Below are 15476 nucleotides of genomic sequence, written 5' to 3' on the forward strand. Positions count from 1 at the left end.
TGACGATCTCTTCCGCACTGTGTCTCTTTCTGGCCATTTCTTAAGTCCTCCATCGGCTCAAAAGCCATACATAAGGGAGGACCACTTTTCAGGGGGCAGACCACTCCTGTCCAAGTCTCAGTCGCGGCCCGACGAAGGCGTCTGGAAACTCCTTGCCTCGCACTACGGCAACGCGGCCAGGGTAGCGGCAGCAATGGGCACCGAAAAGCAGGTCAACCAGCAACAGCCGACGCCGTTGCCGAAGATCCATCTCGATTGAACGGAGAACACCAATGACAGAGAAAGTCCCCGAGATGCTCGTCTTTCGTGATCTGATCGCGGAAATGGATGCCTACAGCGATATGGCCGTCGATAGCTTCTTTTCCGATGAGGCAGCAGCCCGTTTCAGGGAGTGCATCAAGGAAGTCGAGGACTGGCAACCGGAAGACGAGCCGTCCTTCGGCGTGCTGACCAATGGCCTGTTCGCGGCCATCATAGCGGCCTACTCCCTGCACAGCGTCACCATGCTGCATGAAGCGAATGGAAACGGGGAAGCTGCCAGCGAAGCCTTCTGGAAGGCGCAAGACCTCCTGCGGAAAGCCGTCGCCACCCTTCAGTTATCCGTGCAGCACGCGGCCGGCATCACACGCGAAGCCGCCGTCTCCCCCAGCACGTCGCATACCATCCAATAGTCAGAGGGGGGTGGCGATGATTATCGATTACGATTTCCGAACCGCTGCCGAGCTAAAGGCATGGCGCTCTGCTGCCGGATGGTCCCAGCGTGATCTGGCTCGTACCGCAGGTGTCCACGTCAACACGGTCAAATACCATGAGGGCTTGTCCGGGGTCATCGGCGGTTGGGCAGTGAACAGATTTCGTTCTGCATTCGAACTGGGCCGCGTCCTGCCGCCTAACACCTCACGGGTGGAACTATTTTTACAGGCAGGTAACAGCCCTCACGGCGAAGACGGCCTTTCTCTGTGCGGAGCCAAGACCAGAAAGGGCGCTCCGTGCCGCGCAAAGGCGCTTCCCGGGCGTAATCGGTGCAAATTCCATGGTGGAATGTCCACGGGGCCGAAAACCATTCAAGGACGCGACCGGATTGCAGAAGCCCAGCGCAGAAGGTGGCGCGAATACCATGCGGCACAGGCATCATCTGCCGGCTGACTTAGCGGTGACGGTCCCGACGAAATGGCCGGCTCCCTACAACCCCATGAGAGAGCCCATTTTTACGGGAGTTAACGCGGACATCGATTGCCTGCCCGATTAATCCGAAGTCACCACGCGAGCGGAGGCCGGACCTATCGACTGGCGTGATTGATTTGACCCCATGGGTGGGACCGTTTCTACGCAATACGCGTGGGATAGGGTGTGCACCTTCCGATACGGCACCTAGCGCCGGCTAACAGCCCCCAGGCAGCATAATTCCTAGAACCACCACGCGCGCGACGATTGCAGCGCTGTAACAGCCTGCAACAGAGGTTGATTTGGAGCGGTTGACGGCCGCCCTATCTCTGCGGGATGTCTAATGCAGCAAGATATCAATGCACCCGCGAAGGTAATGGGACGTGGACCGTGCGGGACAATGCCCTCGGCAAACCCGCTATCCTCGCCGGCCTCGAGCTAACCCACTTACCGCAGCACCGGGCAGAAGCTGCTTGCTCTGTCCTCACCAGAATTGAAGCGGGCGGCCTCCAACGCAACGCTCGGTAACCCGCTTGTCGGTTAGAGTTGTCGGCGAACCTGCAATTCTGCTCATGCTGCATTGCCACGTAATCGTCACACGGTTAGCTTAAAGGCTCCGGTGGGTGGCAGCACGTGTATTCAGCGAGAAATTTGCATGCCAAAACCTACGAGTCCCGGCAACCACTCCCTTGAAGCTATAGCGCGCAATGCCGGCCCTCTCCGCCGGATCGCGGCTCGAATTCCTACCTACCTGACCGACGTGCGAGAAAACCCTGCATGGCTGCCGATGTTCGTACTCGCGCGGACAATGCCAGGGCGACGCATTCATTGGCGGGGCGCAAAGCCGTTCAACCCAACCACCGGTACGACGGAAACCATGTTCACTGGTGCAAACCGGAAGGTCATTGTCGACTCCTTGCGGTCCGATGGACTTTTTTCTGGGCTCTCCCTGCCATCGTCGGTCCAGGACGAAATTGCCCGTTTCGGAAGACAAACTCCATGTTTCGGTAATTTTGACCGCCGGTTTGAATTTCTTCCGGCAGATCACCTTGGTGCTGAAAGCCGTTACGGACGCGCTCTACTCAGTGGGCACTATTTCGAGCGGATCTTGAAATGTGATGCCGCTCTTGCGGTCCAGCAAGATCCTCTTCTGCACGAAGTGGCGGCATATTATCTCGGCGCTCAGGCAAAGCTGATCACGACGCGCGTCTGGTGGAGCTTTCCAACGAAGTCCGTTTCAGATGCTGAAAAGAACCTCGCTTCGCTGGATAAATTCCACTTCGATCTCGATGACTGGCGGATGCTGAAGTTTTTCTTCTATCTATCCGATGTAGACAATGATTGCGGGCCACATATTTATGTTCGTGGCAGTCACAACCGGCGGAAAATCAAGCACCAACTGACGCTTCTCGTAGGACATTCTGCTGAAGAGGTGCTCGACGCTTATGGTGCTGACAACGCTATCACATTGACTGGAGAAGCGGGCTTGGGCTTTGTCGAAGACCCATTTGGCTTTCACATGGGAACAGTGCCAAAACGGGCTCCCCGACTCATGATGGAAATAGGCTTTGGCGTTTCCAGGCCATCCCGCAGGCGGTTTCATGGAGAACCTGTCATTCGGTAGGATGCGACGAGCGATAGCTTTTCGCCCACTGTCGAGTCACCGCTTCACTCGTCGCCAGCAATGCGGATGGCGCGGTGGTGGATGCATGACCGAGACGCCGGTAAAAGCTTGTAGGTGGCACCATTTCCGGAAGCCCTAAAAGAGGGCGCTCGACAACGTCCGAGATGATGACTTCTCGGACCAATACGCGCCCGCGCGCGAGGCCTTTCTGTCGGGCTTCATGGGGTCGCTCTGATCATCGTGGGGCATACATCAATCCGGGAGATGGTGCCCGGTCGCTCATTGCACCGGGAGGGCATGGATTCGACCGGGCTGCTGCTCTTCTGCTTGGGATCGGCAGCGCCCATGAAACTATCCCCTTCGCAGGGGTTTGCAACTGGCTGCCAGAGAGTTGGCCCGGCCACTAACATGCCAGAGAGTGGACCGGGCCTCACCGTGAGACGGCTGGCGGAACAGGTAGTGTACCATCACCACATAGAGAGGCCAATTCATCCGAATTGGGTATGCGGCCGGCACAAGAATGGGCGAGCTACCGGGCTGCTCTATCCTGCTGAATAGGTGAGGAACTACGCCCGTCACGGCACGTTGCCCTGCGTCGAACTGCAGAAAGGACAGTCGCCATGGCGAAAGACCTGCCTCCTCAGGATTTGCGTCGCATCAGAAAGATCATGAAGTGGACCGCCGCAGTCGCAGGTACGTTTTTCGCGGGTCTGTTGATCGCCTCGTTCATCGAAACGATTGGATTGATGCCTTCTCCGACGACAAACTCTGGTGCAAACGCTACAGCGGAAACGCTTCCACCGGCTGATACCGAAAAGTCGAGGTAACCGGCGAAACGAAGCTGGTGGTCGATGATTAATTCGCCGCAAGGCGCTCGGTTCGGCACGCTGCCAGCATCTACCGCGAGACTGGCGACCTCTGAACCTTTTCCGCAATGCCGCGTTCTTGTCCTGCTGCGGGTCGTGTCAACCGGGCCCGACGGTACGGTGAACAGGAGGATTTTCCCGGTTTCCCTTCCTGGCCAACGAAATGGCAGACGAGCACCTCATCCCGTCCGATCCGCAGCATTCGCACGATAAAACGTGATGACGTGACGCGGAACCAACGACCGCACTTCAAATTGTCCTTCATCGCAACGAAGAGGACAACCCAATGAACACTTTCACAAAGATTGCCACTGCCGCAACCACCGCGCTGCTGCTTTCCGGCGGCTTGGCAATGGCAGATTGCGCGGACACGACGACCTCAACCAGCAACTCCGCCGATGCAACCAAGACGCCTCCGATTTCCAAAGACGGCACCAAAGCTCCTTTGGAAGTCCAGCCAAATAAGGACGCCGCTGCCAGCCCTCAGAAGGACGGTAGCAACATGCCGATGGCGGAGGATAAGAACGTCGCGACCTCTCAACAGGATGTTGAAGCACAACAGCATGGCGACCAAACCGCTGCAGCAAAGGCAGAAGATAAAACCGAGCCTTGCGGTAATAAGGGCTGATGCCTTTGGATGCCTAAATGCAAAACCCGCCTCAAGGGCGCGGGACCGTCAATTCATTTCGCAACCGAAACAGTCGGGTGTTAGGCCGTCCGGCTGGGCGCGACCATTACTCAATCGCCTTTTTCTCCTGATCGGCAGAGGGATTTTCTAGCTGGCGAGTTCCTCCGCGCGCAGCGTCAGTCGCCGGTAGGCATCCGCAATGGGATTGCGCACCGGAGCAAACGGAAATGCCGCAAGGCCAAGGAGCGCCTTCAGATGGGCGAGGCCGCCTCCCTCACTGGCTATGGGGGCATAGGGCTTCATAGATCCCAGGCCGTCGGGGTAGAGGCGCTCAAATTCAACGAAGTTAGTGAAATTCTCGTAGTCGCGGTCGCGAAACAAGAAGGTCTCGGCCGGAACGCCCTCGGCCAGGATCGCCTGATGGGTGGCGAGCAGCGGGTTGAAGTACTCGATCACCTCTCGGTCGTCGGGAAAGACAGGGGCAATCGAGGTGCCATTGACTAGGTCCTTGACCCGGATGAAAACCCCATCGATGAACAGGGCGTGCCCGGGCGACAGATAGAGATCCGAATGCGGCGTCTGCTCGGCAAGGGCGCCACGCGCCACGCGGATAGGCATGACCGTCTCTGGCCAGGAGCGGCTGCGCTTCCGGTAGATCTGACGACCCATCCACAGCACCGACAAGGCCTCGCCGTCCAATGTTTCAACGAGATCGCCTCTCCGGAGATCCTCAATGCGCACCGCGCCCGACGGGGTCAGGATCGAGGTGCCGCGAAGGAAACAACGCGGTCCATTGCCACCGCCTTGGTTATTGTTCTTGCCGTGATTATTATTATAATTAGTGCCTCGATTTTTATTATTGCCTCGGTTGTTATTATTGCCCTGGTTGTTCTGAGCATTTGCCAATGACGGCAGGACCGTTACAGCCAGGACACCGACGGCAGCGGCTCTGGCCGTCACCGCTGCCGCAACGCCAAGAAAATGACGCCGTGCTTCGTCAATCCGGCTCAGGGAGTTGCTGGGTGGAAGATTGGGGTCGGGTGTCATGGTTCCTCCCATTGTTGCAATCTTGCATGAGCCCCGAAGCACATATTAGGGTCTTAACCGCACGGCTTCAATTTCCTCATTGGTGGGGTGTTGCGCCGCAGAAGGGCCATCGAATACCTCAATTGATCTCCTCCGGAAGGAAAGATGCACTGAAGGTGTAGCGGATGGATGGCTGCGCTTGACGTGGCAACCTATAGTCTGACGCGCTGCACATGGGTTCGCTGAACGCGGCGCTAGAGAGGATTAGTAGCGCGGGAGATAAGTTGTTTGCGCGACCATATGCAGAGCGTTCCGCATTGGCCAGAATTGCTGGATGATCCGATAGGAGGTGGTATACAAAGGCGCTTATGCTTCTTGCCCAAAGCTTGAGGCATGCCTTGGTATTAGCGACGCCAAATAAGGCGCAGCCAGAAATCACCGTGCCTTTGCTCGGACATGCGGACTCCGGCGCGCGGCTCCCATATCGCGGAAGCGCGTGGCTTCCACCGCATCGCAATTTCCGCGATCAGGCTTTCGGGCGTCGGATAGAACCTTTTCGCGCCAGTCGCCAACGATCCCGTCAAACTCATCATCCGGTATCGCGGCGAACTTGCGGGCGCGATCAGCAAGATTCTTATCAATGCCGGCTTCGGCAAGGGTTATGGGCGCGCTAGCAACTTGGGTTTCAGAAAAACCCAAGTCAGACCGCCTGCCCTGCGCGGTTCCATGCGCTGCCTTTTGCGCTTCCCACAATTCACCAAGACGGCGTTCGGCGCGGAACCGAATTTCCGCCATGTCCATCTCGGCCTCGTTTAGGGCTTCCGGAAATGGTGCCACCTGAGAGCTTTTACTGGCGTACTGCGTACCCGGTCGATCCAGCCACATCGGCCGTCGCGGAAGTGAACGAAGGACGCGGTGGACAAGTTGTCCGCTGCACTATTTTTTGCAACTCGCCAGCTAGAAAGTTCCTCTGCCGATCAGGAGTCGAAGGCCCTGCTCCCTGGAGCGGCGCATTTTTGCGGTCGCATGTGGCTAGCGATCCAGGGGAGCAGTCCACAAGGCAGCAGGCCACGGAGTTTGCAACATATTTGTCCGCTCTTGTGGACCAGCTTTTCCTTCCGTTAGGCTTTGTGACGTGTTCCCCGAGGCGCGTCTTTGAAGTCCGTTTCCTGCGCTTCCTTGGCAAGTACAGCTACGGTCTAGGGGCTTTTTGTTGAGCAGCCTGGTGGGAGGCTGCTCGCTCAAGCTGTGACACTTGCGACGCTTGCGACGCTTGCGACGCTTATTTGGGGGCAAGCTGAGAGGGCATCAAGCCGTTGTAGAAATCTCAGTCATTTCATCCACCATGTCGCTAAAGCGATCACGACACCCAGCCCCATGCCGACTAGCACCCAAGCGATAGGCCAAGGAGGCGGTGTCTTATCCATCGCAAGCGCAGCCCGAACCTTTGTGGCAGGTCTTGTCCCGAGAGATGCAACTATTACCGCAGGCCTTACCCTTTGAGCATGTCTTGCAGCAACCCTCCACCGGGATTGGCCGTTGGCTCCATGGAATATCCGGCTGCGGCAGCGCCAACACAAGCGCGGCCACGAATAGCAGCTTGACCATATTATCCTCCCACCCACGGGCAGAATGCTCCAGGCTTGGAAGGCTGTCGAGTCACCGCTTCGCGCATCGCAAACCCGCCTGCCGCGCTCAGCCTCCGAGCAGAGCCAGCGCTCGCAAGCTAAACATCGCGTTGCGGTGAACATCACCTTGACCAGAAAACCATCTGTTTCATGAACTGGTTCCCAGCATTGCAGCAATCGCCAGCGCCCCGATTAGGGCGATCTGTGCGAATTTTTCAGCAACCGTACGCTGCCCCATGTTTCGGCGAGTATCCCCGAAAATGACAATTGATGTGGCAGCAATTCCGCTGACGACTGTCAGGCAAACGGTGACAATGAAAACAATTTGAGCGGGTATCATGAGAACCTCCATTTCAGTTAGGAGGCATTATCGAGCCATGGCGCGCACCGTGGACAATTCTGGCGTGGAAAGGGGTTAAAACGGCGTGATGGCAGGAGGTAGGGGCGGATACCCTATGGTTTTATCCACGGGTGGGACGAAGAAGCCTGGTGGGGTATCTCCCTGATGTATGGGTGATGATGGCGCGTTGCTAAGCCACGCACCATCACCATTTGTAGTAGGGCGCTGCCTACATTTCACCCCACTCGACGGAGATTTTTCCGTCAAGTTCCTGGATGGCTTTCACAATTCGATTCATGTCTATGCGTCCACGGTTGCCGCGCCAGGATTTGCAGCTGAAATATCCTTTGCTATTCGCGATGACATCGAGGTCCGGCATTGTGATCTTTCGCCGGAAGCATTCGCCGCGCAACTCGTCCAGAAGCCGATCATGAGTGGGCCGATAAGGCTGCTTCGCCCGATACACCCTCATTGCTCTTGCGCGATCCTCCAAACTTCTGCGGGACCTATGAGGAAACGCTGTACGTAGATCTGCCGGCGATGATGTCGGATACATCTTACGAAGCCTCGATTGCTCTTGCCCAGTCCAAAATTGCGATGGACAGGTTAAATTCAATACTCCGCAACGTGTTTTAATGGCGCTCAATGAGCGACGTGGTAGTGCGACCCGAAGAGCTTTGTAATCAGGATGAAGCCGACGACATGCACTGTCTTCGTCTTCGGTCCAAAGGGGATAGCCTTGGCATGTCATACCTCGGTAGCGCACGATAGCGCGCATCCGGGATGCAGAATTTGCGTGTTGAGAGGCGCGGGCAAATGACATTGAGATGGGTCCTCATTGGTTGCTCGATCCGCCCGCGAATAAGCATGCCGAGAGACGCCGCAATGTCGATGGCTTATGCGCAGTCCGTCCCGCTATCCTCGCAGCGAGGGGCCTCTGGAAAAGATACCGGGTATAATGATTTAAGAGTTTGACAGGCTCCGGTGGTGGGGGCCGCAGGAGCTAATCGAGGTCGTCAAGCACTCCAGCCGGGCCAGGTGAAATCATTCATAGGTTTGCTGCTGCAATAATAATCGTAGACGAATCGACCGGAGGCACGGTCTCGGCAACGCCAGATAAGTTGGTAATATTCGTTGTAGAATTGGTCCCAAGCCACTCCGTAGGATGGGCTATATCCGCCACCCCCGTATCCGTTGTTTGCAGCCACAGCGCCCGCAGCAGCTGCCGCACCACCGATTGCTATTCCAGTGGCAAGGGCATTATCGGCAGCGACAAGCCTATTGCACTTATCAAGTGATGCCCCACGTCGGACCAGTAATTTGGCAACCTCAGTCCGATAGGCCTGATCTGGATTGGTGGCGAGTACACGACACAGATTGAGGGTGCTCTCTCCTGTCGGGTCTTTGTGTGTGTTCGAAGAATTGGTCGTACAGCCGCCGAGTATCACGGCAGCGCCTAGTAAAAATGCGCCTGTCTTCATAATTTCCCCTGCCCATCATCAGTGTTGCGCCGAGATGAGCGGTGGAGTCGAGGGTTTTTTCGGCACGGCCAGTTTTGATGCATCTGCCGGCTAGTATGGCATCGGCTCAAACGCGTTCCGTGAAGGTAGCGAATGGCTTAGCCAGAAACGCGTAAACGGTAGTGTCCGGTCACTCCTGCCATGCACAATCCAATCAGCCGTTTTGTACTAGCCCGCACAAGCGGGCGCTCCGATACCGACCGCGCCGCCGAAAGAACGAATTTCCGTACTTTTGAAATCACCCCGAATAGCGTCAGGCGATGAACCAAATTCCGTCATGAATGTCGGGTTCGACGCGAGCGTAATTTTCGTCGCTTTCCGAGAAGAACGCGAGCAAGTCGCCGCGATTGGTGGCGTCATGGTCAAGTTTGTCCACCCAATAGTTGTAGCCCTCTTGATCCGAAACTCGACCGAGGGTGTGATTGTAGAGCAGCTCGACGTATTGCGCATTGCCCACTGTTTCAGGCGTTCCGTAGGTCTGCATAAATTCGGGGGAATGGATGAAGCTGTCGGCCACCGCAGCCAAGTTGGTTGTCCCAGAATCGAGCCGCCCAATCCAGTAGCTCAGCCCTTCCGTATCTGGGACGCGGTCGAATGCGGCTTGGTAGAGCCGGTATGCTTGGCCGGCGTTACCGTCGAGGTCGAAGGCAAGCACACCGTCCGAAAACATCAGTCTTTCGACGGAACCGAGATGGTCAGAAATCATACCAGCGTCTGTGACATCGACCGATCCGTCACTGTTTAGACGGTATTGATAGGATGAGGAAAAGCCGCTGTAGAACGATGTGTCCAAGCCTGGGCCACCGTCTATGTAGTTCGTTCCCGGTCCGCCATCTATAATGTCGTTTCCGTAACCACCGAGAACGATATCGTCTCCATATCCGGCGTCGATGGCATCGTGGCCGCCGTATCCGGCCAATGCGTCGCTATACGCTGACCCCAAAATAAGATCATCGCCGGACAAACCAATTTGGAAAAGCCCAGCCAAATTGTTCTGTTGGATGTAGGCGTAGGCAATCGGAGCGGGGATTGAGAAATCGGATACTTGGCCAACCAGAAGCGAGCCTTGATACGCGTAATACCCAGTCAGTGTCCCGCCCGTGACGGTGTATCCCGAATAGATGAATCCATAGCCCTCGTAGACGCTGCTGTTGAAGCCATCTGAAATGACTATTTGCGTTGAAGTCGCGTCGACAACGGTCCCGTAATAAACATCGGGATTTATCATATCGACTGCTACAGACGCTTCAAATCTAGCCATATTCCCCTCCCTTAGAAAACCCATTTCACCTTAGCGTCGAGTTTGGAAGCGGATCAACCGCTATTCGCCGGGATGGAGCTTGTCATAGACGACCCACACGAAAGCGACAACAGCAACGATCATCGGGAAAGCGTACAGGAAGAAGACGTCGAACGTCATGCGCTCAACCGTCATTCGCTGGGCGTCTGCTTGCCGCAGAAATATCCTCGATCTGATCAAAGGAGAGTACGAAGGGAACAGTCACCTGACGACCATCGACTTCCGCAAGAAGGACAACCTGCGCCCCGTCAGGATGTGGTGACGGCAGAACACCAACCACCCGCATTGCCACACCAGGACGAAGATCATCCCGAGATATGGGGGCCAAGCTTCCTGTTTCGAGTTTCTTCGCCAGTTCGGACAACAACCATAGGGCGGTGGCCTGATCCAGATAGTGGGCATGCAGGGCTCCACCCTGATCCTCGAAAGTCAATCTGACTGTACTATCGGCATTACTAGCAACACCGATGCCCGCCACTAGCGGAAATTCCATAACAACCCCTCCCTCTATCAGAAAACCAGATAGAGAAGGGGGAGTCGAGTCAGTTAATTAAGACGGTTCTTTCGGGGTCACGTCGCTCTTTGTGGATCAGGCTCATTCGGCGGCTTTCATTTCTTCGGTCGACCGTTCGTAGAAATCTCGTTCGCCACCACCTCAAGCCCGCCTGTCACAGCCCATTTCGTGGATAGTACCGATCACCTGATCCGCGAACGCCAGCAACTCGGCATCGATCACGTCGGGATCAAGCTGGGCTGTCACCATCTGCGAGCGCATGCCGCCGATCACCTGCCGCCAATAGTGCTCGGCACCCTTGCCGGACCGCTCGGAAAGCAGTTGGGCCGTGTGGCGGATTTTGCCGATGCGCTTGGCTGCTGGGAACGGGATGATGATGCAGGTCATGCCATGCCTCCTAGGGCCATAGTATATATAGCACTTGGACTTCTCCAAATTCGCAAGTCATTGATTTTACACGATTGGTCATCTGCCGTCGCCTGATTTTAGGCGACGAATTTGGAAATCTCCAAGTGGGGGGATTTGGACATCTCCAAGCGAGGATTTTTTCTTGCGACCTACCTTCGCGCGCATCTCAGCCTTTTGCTTGCGTACGGCTTCGGACCATAGCCGCGCTTCGGCCATCGTGAATTTCTTCCACTCGTTCGAAGCCGACGCTCCGTCATAGATGCCGTCAAAGGTTAGTGTGAACACGGTAGGATGCGCCGTGCCGTTGCCCGCCTTGCCGCGTTCAGCCCTCAGCAAACCCTTGTAAATCATCTCGTCCAAGGCATCCGCGATCAAATCGAGCGTCACGCCGTAATCTATAAACTGTTCGTGGGTGACGGTGAGCCTGCCGTTCTCAAGGCGTCCGTGCCCGATATGCTCAATAAGCAACCGATCGAACGCTCGACGGGCGTTCAGGCTCAATGTTCGATAGGCAGGGCTCTCCAGCAGCGCCAATGAAATACCGAACCAGCCACCTTGATCCTCCGGCGGCCTAGTGTGCTTCTTCACAAGCTGGAACCGTTGCCCGCCTCAGTTCTCGAATTGTCTTTCGGGCTGTAGATGGCCATGATTGGCATCCTCAAGGCTTCGCGAGGCGGACGCCGGCGCCACCGCCGTTTTCAGCGATAAACTCGACGCCGGCCGCCTCGAGGGCGGTGCGGATGGCTGCGAGATTGTTGATACTCGGCACGCGTCTGCCCTTCTCGAAGTCGCGAATAGTGCTTTCCCCCAGATTAGCCTTTTGCGCCAAGTAGGATTGCGACCAGTCGATTAGCCCGCGCGCGGCTCGTGATTGCTCTTTGGTGATCATGCATCCCACTCACTTCAACGATTTTCTTCTATCATAAACGATAACCGTTGACATGAGCTTAATTCAACGATAAGCGTTAATAGTCAACGGATTTCGCTTATCAGGAGCAACCCAATGCCGAACACCCCTGTTCAGGCCGCCGGCGAAGCTATGCCACGACCTCAAGATGGCATGGGCTGAGGCAAAGGATGGACTGACAGTCTCCGAGCGCCGCGCTGCCGCTGTCAGGGCTGAAATCGACGCTCTGCAATACAAGACCCTGCGCTACGACATTGTGACCATGCGGCGGAAACTCGAAACTGAATTGGCAAGCCTCGCAGCCTAGCCCCACCCTTTCGAACCAACGGAGAAGCGATATGAAATCGAACGACGCCACGCGGGCGACCGCTGAAGCTATGCCTGAAATCAACCGCAGACGCTTTCTGCTCAACACGGCAACGGCTGGTGCCGCTCTTGCCGTGGCTGTCCCGGCTGTCCCGGCTGTCGCAGATGAGCCGGAAATGACATCGCGTGAACAAGCCATCTGGCATCTGCGCGAGTTGGAACGGCTCGTTCGGGAGGATGGCGGCTGGGACACAGCCATTATGGCCATTGCAAAGTATGCCAACCATCAAGATTGCCGGATGATCGGCATTCGGCCCAGCGGGTGCTTGACGCGCGACGATAACATGTTCGCCCTGGAAGGGGATGCAGCATGAACACCCCACGGGAACCCCTCGACTATCGCGACCTCGAAAGCGAGCTTGAAGACGCTCTGAGCATGGCGGCAATCGCGTCTGAACAGGTGGAGAAGGCATTCGTACCATTGGCCGATATGGACAGGACGACATATCGGCTGACCGATGGTGAAGTGCGCCTCGTCCATTTCGCCGTCTACCACTCCGAGAATTTGTTGAGGGCGGTCAAGGCGCGGTGGGATGAAATCCACGAAAGCAATATCGTAGACAAGGAAGGCGGTGCAAAATGAGCGCCTTCACCGCTGCCGACTATCTTGGCGAACCCGTCATCATAAACCGTGGCTACCAACTTTGCGCGCTGCTTACCGTCTGTGAACAGGCCGCACGGTCGCTCGACAATGTTGGTGACGGCAAATACCGAGACAACGTCACGTCCAGCCTCGCCAGCGTGATGGAGCTTGCCGAAAGCATCGCAAGCGAAATGACAGTTGCGCTTGAACAGGCTCGGCCTAAGCGCATGACGGGAGGGCAGCGCAATGGCTGACCTCTCTCCGATCATGGCCCTATTCCGCGAATTCGAGGCAAAGTACGAGCAGGCCGCCGACCTGTCTATCGGAGAGGATGTTGCCACCGGCCTGCTCGATGAATGCAGCATCCTCGAAAAACGCATGCTGGCGGCTCCATCGACTAGCGCGCGGGACTTCGCCGCCAAGGTGATAGCGTTTACTCGCTATGGTGATTTTGCGCTGGATTGTGCTGGTGACGGTGGCATCCTAGATGAAGCCTTGGCGTTACTCGCGGTTCGTGAGCGCCCCGACGCGCATCTGATCGAACTCGGCAAGCAGTTCGAACAAGCTAAGGCAGAATGCAGGCCGCTGGAGCGGGAATGGAAAAAGCTTCAACGTGTTTTTGCGACAGCGAGAGAAGATGCCGGGCTAAACAAAGTTGATGTGTTCACGCCGGAAATCAAAAAGGCTTGGCGGGGAATATCCCGACAGACTGGATACGAGCCTGTTCGTAGAGCATTCATGGCCAAGCATGGTGAGGCCGTCAGGCTGATGAAGGCAATCCACAAGGTGAAGGCGGCGACGCTGGAGGGCTTTGCCGTCAAGGTCGCCGCCGTCGCATTCGACCAGTCCGACTTTGAAGTTTTCGATCCGGTTTCGACCGATGTTGCCGAGCGGATGCTTTATCGCGTTGCGAGCGAGATGGCCGAAGTGGTTAAGCGGGGAGGCTTGCGCGGCCAATGAACCCCACCCGAAACCAATCGAGTTCATCACCGTGACACCGGCCATGCGCGGACTGATCGAGAACGTAATTGAAGATTTGCTTCTGTTGCTCGATGAAATCGACGGCGACGAAAACAGGGAGCCGGACCTTGCCGGCTTCGATCATCGGCTCATGGATGACAGAGAGGTTGACGACGATTTCGAGCCCTCTCACGGTAGCCGTGATGATCTGGAAGACGACGCGGCAGAACAGGACGAGCCGGGCTTTATCGAGGGCGGGCAAGGCCTATGACCTATCTCGACCTGCTTTTCGTGGTCACCGTTAGCGCGGGCCTGATCGCCCAACGTCTTAGAGGTGGCCGAACTACCGCTTGGCCCTTCTCCAGCCCGCCGTGCTGGCTTCACCTTCGGAACAGAACCAACGCTCGCCTTTGCTGCTCGAAATCCGGGTTCGATCATAATATTTCTGTCCCGGCACATGATAGATGCGTTCGCCCTTCGCGCTGATGTTGCCTTTGATGCTGCAACCACTCTTGCCCATGAGGGAAATACCAGGACCGGCAGCAACGGCTGCCGGCTCGGACTGCCTTCTCTGTGCGACTCGCCATTCCCATGGCTTTTGAAACTCGCCCTGCCAAACGCCAAGCCGTGAAATTTTCGCAGGTGCCTCCTGCGCCGCAAAAGCCCCATTTGAATATCGAGGCCAATCGAGCGCGTGACCGTTCGCGACAACCCATTCCTGCACCGATCTACCGTCCGCTCTCACACAATTTCCGACGAATCGGCCGTATTGGTCCCACTCGACAAACTGGCAGGTGACCGGGCGGGACACGGCCAGGAACTCATCCAGCGCCTTGGCTGCCTTCCTTCCGCATGCGTAAGCCTTGCCGGCTGCGTTCTGGCAGCGCTGGGAGCTTTCCGGTGCATCGATGCCGTTGAATCGAATCCGCTGCCCGGCAATCTCAATTGTGTCACCATCTATGACCGTGGCGCGGCCTGTCAGCGACGGGCCGCTGGAAATAGGACTTTCCCTCACGGATGAGGGTAAGTCGTGAGCGATTGCGGGAACGATGGTTCGGAGGGCGGTCAGTCCGTCATCGGCCGTATAGCCGACAACCAGTGCGCCAAGCGCAACGCAGAGCGTCAAAAGCTTAAAGCTCGCGTAGGATGACCGGCCCCGTTGCCGCCCACGCCGATATCGTACCACCTTGCCCATGCGGCAGAGATAAGCACCAAGGCCGTAAACATCACCATAAGCCCGATCCGCAAATTGCAGATATCGGCTTAAGCCATTTGGGCTGAAATTGATCCTCGGGGTGCCCTGGGGGTGCCCCAACGGCGCGAATGCCGGCGAAGGAAACCGTCGACTAAAGATAACAACTTGAAATTAAAGGAGAAAAAATGGTGCCGCTTAGGTGACTCGAACACCTGACCCCGTCATTACGAATGACGTGCTCTACCAACTGAGCTAAAGCGGCGCCTGGAAGCTGCTGCCTCCAAGTTGCGGTGGGTGATAGACGGAAGCCCGCGGAAATTCAAGATGGGTTATCGTCAATTCATGCACGGCGTGCGCAGGTGGCTCACTTCCGGGTTTGGCGGCCGGTGCGAGGTCGCGAACAAATCCGCGGAGCCTCGGGCATTTTGGGGCACCGGGTCGCTTCCT

At 56.6% G+C, this 15476-nt stretch carries 20 protein-coding genes and 1 tRNA gene; 11 read left to right on the forward strand and 10 right to left on the reverse strand.

Annotated features, from left to right (window positions below):
* The 6 genes from ACX3P0_RS14975 to ACX3P0_RS15000 form a co-directional block, all read left to right on the forward strand.
* Window positions 1-259, forward strand: a 259-nt coding sequence (locus ACX3P0_RS14975) for a hypothetical protein (RefSeq protein ID WP_459089645.1), incomplete at its 5' end; no start/stop codon positions are given.
* Window positions 260-272: 13 nt separating this feature from the next.
* A complete protein-coding gene (locus ACX3P0_RS14980; protein ID WP_459089647.1) occupies window positions 273-671 on the forward strand; it encodes a hypothetical protein in 399 nt (132 codons plus the stop codon).
* Window positions 672-687: 16 nt separating this feature from the next.
* Window positions 688-1146 (forward strand): HGGxSTG domain-containing protein, encoded by a 459-nt coding sequence (locus tag ACX3P0_RS14985; RefSeq protein WP_459089649.1) that lies wholly within the window; start codon window positions 688-690, stop codon window positions 1144-1146.
* 673 nt (window positions 1147-1819) lie between these two features.
* The gene (locus tag ACX3P0_RS14990; RefSeq protein ID WP_459089651.1) at window positions 1820-2788 is read left to right on the forward strand and encodes a phytanoyl-CoA dioxygenase family protein; all 969 of its coding nucleotides are present in this window, start codon (window positions 1820-1822) and stop codon (window positions 2786-2788) included.
* 620 nt (window positions 2789-3408) lie between these two features.
* Window positions 3409-3615 (forward strand): hypothetical protein, encoded by a 207-nt coding sequence (locus ACX3P0_RS14995; RefSeq protein WP_459089653.1) that lies wholly within the window; start codon window positions 3409-3411, stop codon window positions 3613-3615.
* Between the two features lie 325 nt (window positions 3616-3940).
* Window positions 3941-4282 (forward strand): hypothetical protein, encoded by a 342-nt coding sequence (locus ACX3P0_RS15000; protein WP_459089655.1) that lies wholly within the window; start codon window positions 3941-3943, stop codon window positions 4280-4282.
* A gap of 147 nt (window positions 4283-4429) precedes the next feature.
* Here the strand turns inward: ACX3P0_RS15000 and ACX3P0_RS15005 are convergent, their stop codons facing one another.
* The 8 genes from ACX3P0_RS15005 to ACX3P0_RS15040 form a co-directional block, all read right to left on the reverse strand.
* The gene (locus ACX3P0_RS15005; protein WP_459089657.1) at window positions 4430-5329 is read right to left on the reverse strand and encodes a Hint domain-containing protein; all 900 of its coding nucleotides are present in this window, start codon (window positions 5327-5329) and stop codon (window positions 4430-4432) included.
* A gap of 414 nt (window positions 5330-5743) precedes the next feature.
* Window positions 5744-6109: a hypothetical protein gene (locus ACX3P0_RS15010; protein WP_459089659.1), complete on the reverse strand. Its 366-nt coding sequence runs from the start codon at window positions 6107-6109 to the stop codon at window positions 5744-5746.
* Between the two features lie 975 nt (window positions 6110-7084).
* On the reverse strand, window positions 7085-7276 hold the full coding sequence (locus ACX3P0_RS15015) for a hypothetical protein (protein ID WP_459089661.1): 192 nt from the start codon (window positions 7274-7276) through the stop codon (window positions 7085-7087).
* A gap of 1773 nt (window positions 7277-9049) precedes the next feature.
* Entirely contained in the window at window positions 9050-10057 is a 1008-nt protein-coding gene (locus tag ACX3P0_RS15020; protein ID WP_459089663.1) for a DUF4214 domain-containing protein, read from the reverse strand.
* A gap of 163 nt (window positions 10058-10220) precedes the next feature.
* Window positions 10221-10589: a hypothetical protein gene (locus ACX3P0_RS15025; RefSeq protein ID WP_459089665.1), complete on the reverse strand. Its 369-nt coding sequence runs from the start codon at window positions 10587-10589 to the stop codon at window positions 10221-10223.
* 162 nt (window positions 10590-10751) lie between these two features.
* Window positions 10752-10997 (reverse strand): DUF6074 family protein, encoded by a 246-nt coding sequence (locus tag ACX3P0_RS15030; protein WP_459089667.1) that lies wholly within the window; start codon window positions 10995-10997, stop codon window positions 10752-10754.
* A gap of 78 nt (window positions 10998-11075) precedes the next feature.
* Window positions 11076-11606: a hypothetical protein gene (locus ACX3P0_RS15035; RefSeq protein ID WP_459089669.1), complete on the reverse strand. Its 531-nt coding sequence runs from the start codon at window positions 11604-11606 to the stop codon at window positions 11076-11078.
* A 70-nt stretch (window positions 11607-11676) separates the two neighbouring features.
* Window positions 11677-11907, reverse strand: a complete 231-nt coding sequence (locus ACX3P0_RS15040) for a helix-turn-helix domain-containing protein (protein ID WP_459089671.1) — start codon at window positions 11905-11907, stop codon at window positions 11677-11679.
* 356 nt (window positions 11908-12263) lie between these two features.
* Between ACX3P0_RS15040 and ACX3P0_RS15045 the strand changes: the two genes are divergently transcribed.
* From ACX3P0_RS15045 to ACX3P0_RS15065, 5 genes are read left to right on the forward strand one after another with little or no spacing between them, the layout of a single operon-like run.
* Entirely contained in the window at window positions 12264-12605 is a 342-nt protein-coding gene (locus tag ACX3P0_RS15045) for a twin-arginine translocation signal domain-containing protein (protein WP_459089673.1), read from the forward strand.
* The gene (locus ACX3P0_RS15050; RefSeq protein ID WP_459089675.1) at window positions 12602-12874 is read left to right on the forward strand and encodes a hypothetical protein; all 273 of its coding nucleotides are present in this window, start codon (window positions 12602-12604) and stop codon (window positions 12872-12874) included. The genes ACX3P0_RS15045 and ACX3P0_RS15050 overlap by 4 nt, the downstream gene beginning before the upstream one ends.
* Window positions 12871-13128: a hypothetical protein gene (locus ACX3P0_RS15055; protein WP_459089677.1), complete on the forward strand. Its 258-nt coding sequence runs from the start codon at window positions 12871-12873 to the stop codon at window positions 13126-13128. The genes ACX3P0_RS15050 and ACX3P0_RS15055 overlap by 4 nt, the downstream gene beginning before the upstream one ends.
* Window positions 13121-13834, forward strand: coding sequence for a hypothetical protein (locus ACX3P0_RS15060; protein ID WP_459089679.1), 714 nt, complete (start codon window positions 13121-13123; stop codon window positions 13832-13834). The genes ACX3P0_RS15055 and ACX3P0_RS15060 overlap by 8 nt, the downstream gene beginning before the upstream one ends.
* Before the next feature lie 43 nt (window positions 13835-13877).
* Window positions 13878-14105 carry a hypothetical protein gene (locus ACX3P0_RS15065; RefSeq protein WP_459089681.1) on the forward strand — a complete coding sequence of 76 codons (228 nt, stop codon included), beginning with the start codon at window positions 13878-13880 and terminating at the stop codon, window positions 14103-14105.
* A 72-nt stretch (window positions 14106-14177) separates the two neighbouring features.
* Here the strand turns inward: ACX3P0_RS15065 and ACX3P0_RS15070 are convergent, their stop codons facing one another.
* Both ACX3P0_RS15070 and ACX3P0_RS15075 read right to left on the reverse strand, forming a co-directional pair.
* Complete coding sequence (locus ACX3P0_RS15070) at window positions 14178-14960, reverse strand: thermonuclease family protein (protein WP_459089683.1); 783 nt, start codon at window positions 14958-14960, stop codon at window positions 14178-14180.
* Between the two features lie 255 nt (window positions 14961-15215).
* Window positions 15216-15291, reverse strand: a tRNA-Thr gene (locus tag ACX3P0_RS15075).
* Window positions 15292-15476 lie beyond the last annotated feature (185 nt).

The organism is Mesorhizobium sp. A556 (genome assembly GCF_054489545.1).